The 10,488-nt window shown below is 70.9% G+C and carries 8 protein-coding genes; 3 read left to right on the top strand and 5 right to left on the bottom strand.

Going from position 1 to position 10,488, the window contains the following annotated elements; translation table 11 throughout:
- Positions 1 to 59 precede the first annotated feature (59 nt).
- Both OU416_RS10605 and OU416_RS10600 read right to left on the bottom strand, forming a co-directional pair.
- Positions 60 to 1,316 (bottom strand): NupC/NupG family nucleoside CNT transporter, encoded by a 1,257-nt coding sequence (locus tag OU416_RS10605; protein ID WP_270926706.1) that lies wholly within the window; start codon positions 1,314 to 1,316, stop codon positions 60 to 62.
- Between the two features lie 165 nt (positions 1,317 to 1,481).
- Positions 1,482 to 2,492 (bottom strand): DUF4073 domain-containing protein, encoded by a 1,011-nt coding sequence (locus OU416_RS10600; RefSeq protein WP_270926705.1) that lies wholly within the window; start codon positions 2,490 to 2,492, stop codon positions 1,482 to 1,484.
- Positions 2,493 to 2,741: 249 nt separating this feature from the next.
- Between OU416_RS10600 and OU416_RS10595 the strand changes: the two genes are divergently transcribed.
- Entirely contained in the window at positions 2,742 to 3,725 is a 984-nt protein-coding gene (locus OU416_RS10595) for a M28 family metallopeptidase (protein ID WP_270926704.1), read from the top strand.
- Positions 3,726 to 3,756: 31 nt separating this feature from the next.
- On the opposite strand, the gene OU416_RS10590 is transcribed toward OU416_RS10595, so the two are convergent.
- Complete coding sequence (locus OU416_RS10590; protein ID WP_270926703.1) at positions 3,757 to 4,668, bottom strand: LysR family transcriptional regulator; 912 nt, start codon at positions 4,666 to 4,668, stop codon at positions 3,757 to 3,759.
- 286 nt (positions 4,669 to 4,954) lie between these two features.
- Between OU416_RS10590 and OU416_RS10585 the strand changes: the two genes are divergently transcribed.
- Both OU416_RS10585 and OU416_RS10580 read left to right on the top strand, forming a co-directional pair.
- The gene (locus OU416_RS10585) at positions 4,955 to 6,295 is read left to right on the top strand and encodes an MFS transporter (RefSeq protein ID WP_270926702.1); all 1,341 of its coding nucleotides are present in this window, start codon (positions 4,955 to 4,957) and stop codon (positions 6,293 to 6,295) included.
- A gap of 6 nt (positions 6,296 to 6,301) precedes the next feature.
- Positions 6,302 to 7,954, top strand: coding sequence for an amidohydrolase (locus tag OU416_RS10580; protein ID WP_270926701.1), 1,653 nt, complete (start codon positions 6,302 to 6,304; stop codon positions 7,952 to 7,954).
- Positions 7,955 to 7,966: 12 nt separating this feature from the next.
- Here the strand turns inward: OU416_RS10580 and eutH are convergent, their stop codons facing one another.
- Positions 7,967 to 9,166, bottom strand: coding sequence for an ethanolamine utilization protein EutH (gene eutH / locus OU416_RS10575; RefSeq protein WP_270926700.1), 1,200 nt, complete (start codon positions 9,164 to 9,166; stop codon positions 7,967 to 7,969).
- A gap of 11 nt (positions 9,167 to 9,177) precedes the next feature.
- A complete protein-coding gene (locus OU416_RS10570; RefSeq protein WP_270926699.1) occupies positions 9,178 to 10,428 on the bottom strand; it encodes a D-arabinono-1,4-lactone oxidase in 1,251 nt (416 codons plus the stop codon).
- Positions 10,429 to 10,488: the final 60 nt, after the last annotated feature.

The raw sequence follows: 10,488 nt of genomic DNA, 5'->3' as shown, positions 1-10,488 counted from the left end.
CCCCCCCCCCCACGACGTTAGGAGCTCGACCTAGCTGGAGATCAAGGCCGCTTTCGGGATCAGGCGACCAGGATGCCCGCGATGGCGGCGCTGAGCAGGTTCGCCAGGGTGCCCGCGATGATCGCGCGGACCCCGTCGCGGGCGATCCAGCCGCGCTTGGACGGGACCATGCCGCCCAGGCCGCCGAGCAGGATGCCCAGCGAACCGAGGTTGGCGAAGCCGGTGAGCGCGAAGGTGATGATGACCGCGCTCTTCTCGCTGAACTCGCCGATCTGCGGGCCGAAGTCGGCGAACGCGACGAACTCGTTGAGCACGAGCTTCTGGCCGAGGAAGCTGCCCGCGGACACCGCTTCCTCCCACGGCACGCCGATCACCCACATCAGCGGGGAGAACACGTAGCCCAGGATCTGCTGCAGGGTCAGGTCGCCCAGCCCGAACAGTCCGCCGACGCCGCCGACGATCAGGTTGACCACCGCGATCAGCGAGATGAACGCGAACAGCATCGCGCCGACGTTCAGCGCGAGCTTCAGGCCGTCGGAGGCACCGGTGGCCGCCGCGTCGATGACGTTGCGCGGCTTGTCCTCGACGGCCTCGGTCACCGGCTCCTCGGCGTCGGCCTTGGCCGCGCCGGGCGCGTCGTCCTCCTCGGTCTCCGGCTCCTTGCTGGCCGGGACGATGATCTTGGCCATCAGCAGGCCGGCGGGCGCGGCCATGAAGCTCGCCGCGATCAGGTGGTCCAGGCTCGCGCCCAGCATCGCGTAGCCGACCATCACGGTGCCCGCCACGGTGGCCAGCCCGCCGGTCATCACCGCGAAGAACTCCGAGCGGGTCATCTTCGGCAGGTAAGGCCGCACCATCAGCGGCGCCTCGGTCATGCCGAGGAAGATGTTCGCGGTGGCGTTCAGCGACTCCGGCTTCGTGGTGCCCAGCAGCTTCTGCAGGCCACCACCGATGATCCGGACCACCCACTGCAGGATGTTCCAGTGGTAGAGCACCGCGGTCAGCGCCGAGATGAACACGATGATCGGCAGCACCTGGAAGGCCACCACGGTGCCCTCGGTCGGCAGGATCGGCCCGACCATGAACTCGATGCCCTCCTTGGAGGCGTCGAGCACCTTCTGCACCGCGCCGCTCACCGCGGCCAGCGCCTGCTTGCCCAGGTCCCAGCGCAGCACGACGAACGCGAACAGGATCTGGATCGCCAGCGCCCCGAGCACGGTGCGAGGATTGATCGCGCGCCGGTTGGTCGACATCGCGAATGCGAGCAGCAGCACGACGAGCATGCCGCCGATACCCCACAAGACCTGCACGTGCATCAGCCTTCTCTCCGGTGGACGCCGCGCGGGCGGCGTGACGTGGAACTCGGGCGATGCTCGCATGCAGGTCAGAGGTCGTGCACAGGGGACTGTCATTTGTGATTGGCGTCTCCTGCGGAACCGATCACCCCGGGCGCGGCTCGCGCACCCGGGGCGACCGGGCGGTCACCGCCCGTTGTGCAGCGGGACGGTGAGCTGCTTCAGCCAGGTGCCGGTGGCGAAGTCGCGGGCCTTGATCAGCACGTCGCTGGCGCCGACCTCGATCTGCAGGCCCTGGTTGAGCGCCCGGGTGGTGGTCTCCTCGCCGCCCTTGCCGTCATCGCGCCAGCCGGTCTCGATCGCCCCGGTGTTGACCACGGTGAAGCCCTCGAGGTTGCCCGAACCCGGCACCACGCGCCGCACCGTCCAGTCGGGCAGCTCCAGGTGGTAGTGGGTGTGCCCGGTGAAGACGAAGACGTCCGGGTAGCGGCCGAGGACGTTCAGCAGCCGCTCGGGCTGCAGGTAGTCCTTGGCGTAGCTCGCGCGCTGCGTGCCGGAGACGGTGTTGGGCAGCGGGTGGTGGGTCAGGACCATCACCGGGGTGCGGCGCTGCGCCCAGTGCGCGAGCCGGTCCTCCAGCCAGCCGAACTGCTCGTCGCTCATCCACACCTCGTCCCACAGCTGCGGGTCGTGGTAGTGCGAGTAGCGCTCGGTCCCCAGGCACAGCAGCGGGATGCCGCCGAAGTTCGCCTCGGTGTGGACGGTGTCGCGCCCGGTGAAGCGGTAGAAGCTGGCGAACAGCGACTCCTCGGTGGTGCCGTTGGGCCAGGTGTCCTGCGCCAGGGTGTCCGGGTCGCGCCACTTCGGCACGTAGAACTCGTGGTTGCCGATCACCCAGGCCAGTTCCGCCGGGTGCCGGTGCTTGTCCAAAGTGGACTTGACCGCGTCGTACTCGAAGTCGTAGCCGCGCGGGGTGATGTCGCCGACGATGCCGAGCCCGGCGCTGTCCGGGTTGATGGCGGCCAGATCGTCCAGCGCCCGGCCGAAGTCGGCGAGGTCGCCCTGGATGTCGCTGATCAGGTTGAACCGCACCCGGTTCGCCGCGTGCGGCGGTGGTGCGGCCTGCGCCGCACCGCTCAGCGCGGCGGTCGCCGCGACCGAACCACCTGCTGCGACCAGGAATGACCGACGGTCCATCTGGCTGATTCCTCCTCCGGCTCCGGAATTCGGGCAGGCGGACGGTAACCGGGCGGAACGCCGTGCCGGTGGACGCCCGGTGGATTCCCGCCGAACTCTCCGGACGGCAGTGGTGAATCCGGGAAAGCGCGGTGGGGGTGAATCCGGGAAAAGGCGGCGGGCGGCGAGTTCCCGTCAAACCCGCCGCGGCCCGCGCTCCGGTGGATACCTTCCGCCCGAACCGGCCTGGCCCGGAAGAAGGGATGTGGCATGCCGAAACGACCAGTACTGGCGACCGCGACCGCGTTGGCCGCGGTGTCGGCCCTGGCCCTGCCCGCCAACGCGGCGAGCGCACCGGCCGAGGTCGCCCCGCTGACCGGCGTCGCCGCCGTGCAGGAGCACCTGCAGGAGCTGCAGGGCATCGCGGAGGCCAACGGCGGCAACCGCGCGGCGGGCACGCCCGGCTACAAGGCGTCGCTGGACTACATCAAGGCGCAGCTGGACGGCGCCGGGTTCGCCACCACGATCCAGGAGTTCAACGCCATCGGCGGCACCACCTACAACCTGCTGGCCGAGACGCCCGGTGGCGACGCCAACAGCGTGGTGATGTTCGGCGCCCACCTGGACAGCGTGAGCCGCGGCCCGGGCATCAACGACAACGGCACCGGATCGGCGGCGATCCTGCAGGCGGCGCTGGACTACGCGGGCAGCGGCGCGACCCCGAAGAACAAGCTGCGCTTCGCCTTCTGGGGCGCCGAGGAGCAGGGCCTGGTCGGCTCGCAGCACTACGTGGACTCGCTGTCGCAGCCCGAGCAGGACCAGATCACCGCCTACCTGAACTTCGACATGGTCGGTTCGCCGAACGCCGGCTACTTCACCTACGACGGCGACGACTCCGACGGCGAGGGCGCCGGCCCGGGGCCGGAGGGCTCGGCGGAGATCGAGAAGCTGCTCAACGACGCGCTGGCCCAGGCCGGCGTGCAGACCGAGGGCACCGACTTCGACGGCCGCTCGGACTACGGGCCGTTCATCGCGGTGGGCATCCCGGCGGGCGGCACCTTCACCGGTGCTGAGCAGACCAAGTCCGCCGAGCAGGCCCAGAAGTGGGGCGGCCAGGCGGGCCAGGCGTTCGACCCGTGCTACCACCAGTCGTGCGACACGGTCGACAACGTCGACACCCAGGCCCTGGACCGCAACCTCCAGGCGATCAACGCCGCGGTGACCGCCTACGCGGAGCAGTTCCCCCAGCAGTAACGCGCAACGGTAGGTGTCGAGACGGGCGATCTCATCGGAGGTCGCCCGTTTCCGCGCGCAGAGCCGGGAACCGCTGCGTTTGCTCGTGGCTGTGGGCGCGCAGGGCGTCGACCAGCGAGCGGATCGCCGAGCGGGCGTAGTGCGCGGCGTCCCACCCCGCGTACAGCGGCACGGTCAGCGGGCCGTCGGGTGCTCGCACGACCAGCTCGTGGAGCCCGAAGCGCGCGTGGTCGGTGACCAGGCAGACCCCGCGACCCGCTGCGGCCAGGGCCTGGGCGAAGGCGGCGGAGCCGGTTTCGGCGACACCGGCGGGGGCGATGCCCGCGCGGCTGACCGCGTCGTCGACGATCAGCCGGGCCGCGTTGGCGCGGGTCATCACGATCAGCGGTTCGGTGACCAGTTCGGCGAGGGTGATCGCGTCGCGCCCGCCCCAGGGGTGGCCGGCGGGGATCTGGGCGATGACCGGGACGCGGCCCAGGAACGCCGATTCCAGCGGTGCCGGGGCCGGGTTGGTCGAGATGCCGATGTCGGCGTCGCTGAGCAGCAGCGTGTCGAAGACCTTGCTCGGCTCCTCTTGGATGGCATCGCGCAGCGGCGCCGCGCCCCCGCCCGCCATCAGCGGGGCGAGCAGGTACGCGACGGTCGAAGGGGCGGCGACCACGGTGAGCGCGGCCTCCTCGCCCCGCCCCACGGCCGCGATCGTCTCGGCGGCCTGCTCGGCGCGGCGCACCAGGTCCTGGGCGATGGGGCGGAAGCGGCGACCGGCGGCGTTCAGTGCCAGCGATCCGGCGCGGCGGGTGAACAGCGCGACGCCGAGGTCCTTCTCCAGAGCTCTCAGCTGCCGCGAGATGGAGGGCTGGGCGACGTGCACCCGACGGGCCGCGGCGGTGACCGATTCGGTCTCGGCCACGGCGAGGAAGTAGCGCAGCACCCGCAGTTCCACGGTAGGCCTCCCGAACACCTGCGATGCCTCCGAGGCATCGCGATCCTAGGAATCAAGTATTAGACGGCATCGGTCCCGGAAATCAAACTGTGGCTGTCCGACCGGGCCCCGGCCCGAAGTTTCCGCTCTCCGCCGGAGGCCCCATGACCGTCCCTGTGTCAACCCCAGCCCTGCCCAACTGCACCTCAGGGGACCGTGAAGCAACCCGGCCACAAGAAACCCCCAAAACGCAAGATCACTCCCGAACGCAACCACCACTGAAAATCGCGGAGAGGCGGCACTGCGCATGACCGTCCCCAGCTCCGCTACCCGGGAAGGGCTCCGCGGCGCGTCGAGCCAGGCTCGCCGCGCGGGCATCGCGTCGTTCGTCGGCACCACCATCGAGTGGTACGACTTCTACATCTACGGAACGGCGTCCGCGCTGGTCTTCGGGAAGCTGTTCTTCCCGGACGCCTCGCCCGCCGCCGGCGTGCTCGCCTCCTTCGCGACGTTCTGGGTGGGCTTCCTCGCCCGGCCGCTCGGCGGCATCGTCTTCGGCCACTTCGGCGACCGGATGGGCCGCAAGGGAACGCTGATCACCACGCTGCTGATGATGGGCGTGGCCACGTTCCTCATCGGCGTGCTGCCGACCCACGCGCAGATCGGGGTCGCCGCACCGTTCCTGCTGGCGCTGCTGCGCGCCGTCCAGGGCATCGCCGTGGGCGGCGAGTGGGGTGGCGCGGTGCTGATGGCGGCGGAGAGCGCGCCCAAGGGGCGGGCGTCGTTCTTCGCGATGCTGGTGCAGCAGGGTTCTCCCGCTGGGGCGGTCCTGGCCACGCTGGTCTTCCTCGCCGCGGGTTCGCTGGACGACGCGGCGTTCGCCGCGTGGGGCTGGCGGGTGCCGTTCCTGCTGTCCGGGGTGCTCGTCCTCGTGGGCCTGCTGATCCGCATGAAGGTCGAGGAGTCCGGCGAGTTCGAGCGCGTCAAGGACAGCGGCGAGGTGGTGCGGCTGCCGATCGCCGAGGTGCTGCGCACCGCCTGGCGCAGCGTGCTGCTGGGCATCGGCGCCTCGATCATGGGCATCTCCGCCGCGTACTTCACCAACACGTTCGTGCTGTCCTGGACCACCAACGAGCTGGGCATGGACCGGCAGACGATGCTCTACGTCCTGCTCGGGATCTCCGTCGTGCAGTTCATCTGGCAGCCGATCGCGGCGCTGATCTCCGAGCGCGTCGGCGAGGCCCGGTTCATGGTGTGGTCGCTGCTCGTCCAGGTCGCCGTCGCCGTGCCGATGTTCCTGCTGATCGGCACGACGCAGCCGGTCCTGGTCTTCCTCGGCGTCGCGCTGGCCACGATCTCGGGCTCCGGGTACTACGCGGTGCTGGCGGGGTTCCTCGCCCGCGCGTTCACCTCCCGAGTCCGCTACACCGGGATCTCGCTGTCCTACCAGCTGTGCTCGACGCTCATCGGCGGGACGACGCCGCTGGTGGCCCAGTTCCTGCTGACCACCAGCGGCTCGATCTGGCCGGTGGTCGGGTTCTACGCGGTCCTGCTGCTGATCACCACGGGGTGCGTCGCGGCGCTCGCCGCGGTCACCGCCCGTCGGGAGCCCGCGATGGCCGCCCGGGTCCTCTCGAACAGGAGTTGACGAACCTTGCGCCTCGACGCCATCTTCCACAACGGACGATTCAGCACCCTCGACCGGGAACGCCCCGCGGCGAGCCGGATCGGCGTGCTCAACGGGCGGATCGCCTGCCTGGACGAGGAACTGGACGGGTGCGACGCCGATGTCGTCGTCGATCTCGGCGGTGCACCGGTGGTGCCCGGTTTCAACGACGCGCACCACCACCTGAGCCTGATGGGCAAGGGGATCCGCGAACTGGACGTCTCCTTCGCCGCCGCGTCGAGTCTGGACGCGCTCTACGAAGTGGTGGCGCGGCGGGCCGCCTCGCTGCCCGCCGGTGCCTGGGTCGTCGGCTCGGGCTACGACCAGAACAAGATCGGCGGCCACCCGACGGCCGAAGCGCTGGACCGGGTCGCCGGTGGGCGGCCGGTCTGGTTGATGCACACCTCGCACCACATGGCCGTGGCCAACACCGAAGCCTTCGCGCGCGCCGGATTCACCGACCTCGCGGCGCTGCCGGAGGTGACCGGTGGGCGCGTCGTGCGCGACGCGGGCGGTCGCGCGGAAGGGCTGCTCCAGGAGACCGCGATGCAGCTGGTCGAGCGCGTGCTGCGGCCCGAGCCGGCAGCGGAGTGGATCGCCAACATCGAAGCGGCGTCGCAGGCCGCTCTCTCGGTGGGGCTGACCAGCGTGACCGAACCGGGCATCGGTGTTGCCGACGGCATCGGCAACGGTCCCGCCGACCTGGACGCGTTCATGCAGGCGCGGGAACGCGGTGCGCTCGGGGTCCGGATGACGCTGATGCCCTACATCACCGCGCTGCGCGAGATCGGCGCGCTCGAACCGGGCAACACCTGGTACGGCCTGGACCTCGGTCTGCGCACCGGTTTCGGCGACGAGCGGTTGCGCATCGGGCCGACGAAGATCCTCTCAGACGGTTCGCTGATCGGCCGGTCCGCCGCGATGTGCTGCGACTACCACGACACCCCCGGCAACAGCGGGCTGCTGCAGTTCGAGCGCGAGCAGATCCGCCGCTTCATCCTCGAAGCGCACCGCTGCGGTTGGCAGGTCGCCACGCACGCGATCGGCGACGCGGCCCTGGACGTCGTGCTCGACTCCTACGAGGAGGCGCAGCGGCTGCACCCGCGCGCGGACGTGCGTCACCGCATCGAGCACGCCGCGGTGACCAGCGAGCAGCAGGTGGCGCGGATCGCGGCGCTGGGCCTGATCCCGGTGCCGCAGGGGCGGTTCCTGTCGGAGATCGGGGACGGGCTGCTGGCGGCCCTCGGCCCGGAGCGCAGTCGGCTGGCCTACCGGATGCGGTCGTTCCTGGACGCGGGTGTGGTGCTGCCGGGCTCCACGGATGCTCCGGTGGTCGCGCAGGACCCGCTGCTGAGCATCCACGACATGGTCAACCGCCGCACCGCCTCGGGCGCACCGATCGGCCCGCAGGAAGCGGTGACGGCGGAGGAAGCGCTGCGCGCTTACACGATCGGCTCGGCCCACGCCGTGCACGAGGAGCACATCAAGGGCACCCTCGCGCGCGGCATGCTCGCGGACTTCGCGGTCCTCAGCGACGACCTGCTGAGCGTTGCTCCGGACCGGATCGGGGAGTTGGCGGTGGGTGCGACCGTCGTCGGCGGCCGGATCGCCCACGACGCGGGGGCGTTGCAGGTCTCCTGAGCACCCGTCCGGTCAGCTCTGCGCTGTGTCCAGCTTCCGGACCGAGGGCAGCGCGATCAGGTGGGCCAGGAGGATCGCCAGCACACCGCCGGCGAGCTTGCCCGCCAGCAGCGGCAGGATGAGGTTCGGCTGGAAGTTGGCGGTGAACGCCAGGTGGTCGCCCACCAGGAACGCCGCGCACACCGCGAAGGAGATGCACAGCACCTTGTCCTTCGCCGGCATGTGCTGCACCAGCCGGAACAGCGCGAGCACGTTCGCCGATGCCGCGAGCAGCCCCGCGGTGCCCTCGGGGCTCATCCCGATGCGGCGCCCCAGCGCGCCCAGCGGCCGCGTCAGCCCCTTGCGCAGCACGTAGACCATCGGGAACGCGCCCGCCAGCATGATCCCGATGTTGCCCGCCACCTCCAGCGCCCGGTACTGGTCCTCGGCGTCGGCGATGACCGGGTCGAAGCCCCAACCGCCCAGCAGCGCGCTGAAGGCGCCGGTGAAGTGCTCGACGATGGACACCGCGAGCACGATCTTGAGCGCGGCGTCCAGGAAGCGGCCGAACCACATGAACAGCCGGATCATCGCGGTCGGCCACAGCCGCAGCGCCACCGCCAGCACCACCACGAACGCGATCAGCGGCAGCAGGTTCAGCAGCATCGCCGGAGCGTCCAAACCGGACAGCGGCGCGTCCGACGGCGCGTCGGCGGAGACCTCGCCGCGCACCGTCGTCCCGCTGGCCAGCAGGATCGTGGTGGTGACCAGGACGCCGACCGGGATGGTGAGCACGCCCGACATCACGCCCAGCGCCAGGAACCGGTGGTCGGCGCGGTCCAGGACGGCCAGCCCCACCGGCACCGTGAAGATGATCGTCGCACCGGCCAGGTAGCCGACCACCGAGGCCATGATCCAGCCGCCGGTGGACTGCGCGGTGGCCTGCGCCAGCTGGTAGCCGCCCATGTCCACCGCGATCAGGCTCGTCGCGGCGATCGCCGGGTCCGCGCCGATCGCGCCGAACAGCGGTCCCGCGGTGCGCTCGACGAAGGCCGACAGGTAGGGGATCGCGGCCATGATCCCGGCCACCGGCAGGAAGATCTGCCCGATCGAGCGCAGGCCCTCCACGAACTCGCGGCCCAGGCCGGTCTCCGCGTCGCGGATCGAGGCCACCGCGCCGACGAGCACGAATCCCATCATCAGGTAGATGATCGAGTTCCCGACGAGCTCCATCGCGGGCGCCCTCAGCCGAGCAGCGGGCGGAGGTGGTCGTTGAGGAAGGTGCCCGCGGGGTCGAACTCCCGCCGCACGTCGAGGAAGGTGCCGAACTCGTCGAACAGCTCGGTCATCCGCTCCCGCGTCATGAAGTGGATCTTCCCCCAGTGCGGCCGCGCCCGGAACTCCCGCAACCGCTCGTCGACGGCCCGCAGGAACGGCCAGTAGTCGGTGCCCGGCGCGCCGGAGACGGAGATGACGGTGGTCGCCCGGCGGTGGTTCGGCGACAGGTAGGCCTCGTCCGCGGCTGTCCACCGCACCTCGATCGGGTAGCGCTGGTCGGGGTGCTCGGTGCGCATGAGCTCGCGGATCGCGCTGACCGCGGTGAACCCGTGCTCGGCCGGGACCATGTACTCCATCTCGTGGAACGGCGTGTCGTACCCGCCCGGGTAGACGCGGTAGGCGCGGTCGACCCGGTGCCCCACGGTGGTGACGATGCCGTCCGGCTCGTCGACCTCGACCTCGTCGTAGACCTTGACGTAGCAGTGGTCGGCCATCGGCTGGTCCGGCGGCGCGGGCAGCTGGTAGAGGTCGACGGACTCGTCGCCGGGGCACCAGAAGAAGGAGAAGTGCCGGTGCCGCGCGACCAGCTCGTCCCAGGCCTCGGCGATCTCCTGCCACGGCCGGTAGCTGATCTCCTCGGTGAGGTGGTAGGCGGGGGAGACGGCGAGCTCGACCTCCAGCACCACGCCCAGCGCGCCGATCGACACCTGCGCGGCCCGCAGCCGCCGCGGATCGGACTCGTCGATCTCGACGACCTCGCCGCTGCCGTCGACCAGCCGGACCCGCCGCAGCGCCGCGGAGAAGCTCGGCAGGTCGATGCCGGAGCCGTGGGTGCCGGTGGCGATGGCCCCGGCGATCACCTGCTTGTCGATGTCGCCCTGGTTGGTCAGCGACAACCCGGCGTCCCACAGCAGCGGCCCGAAGTCGCCGACGGTGGTGCCCGCCAGCGCCGATGCCCGCAGCCGGTCCGGATCGGTGGCGGTGATGCCGGTCAGCCGCGTCAGGTCGAGCAGCATCCCGCCGGTGGTCACCACCGGGGTGAACGAGTGCCCGGCGCCCGCGACCCGGACGTTGAGCCCGCGGCTGATCGCGTGCCGGACCGCGGCGAGCACCTCGTCCTCGTCGCGGGGCCGCGCGAACACCGCGGCGGTGCAGGTCTGGTTGCCCGCCCAGTTGGTCCAGATCCGGTCGGTGGTCGGCAGATCGGTCGAGCTCATGCGGGAACCTCCGGATTTCGGCGGTGGTACCACACGTTTCCGGAGCTCGGCGGACGGCGA

The organism is Saccharopolyspora indica (assembly GCF_027853965.1).
GTDB classification, from domain to species: Bacteria; Actinomycetota; Actinomycetes; order Mycobacteriales; family Pseudonocardiaceae; genus Saccharopolyspora; species Saccharopolyspora indica.
The sequence above is the reverse complement of the archived record's forward strand: the minus strand, read 5'-3'. Positions and strand labels throughout refer to the sequence as shown.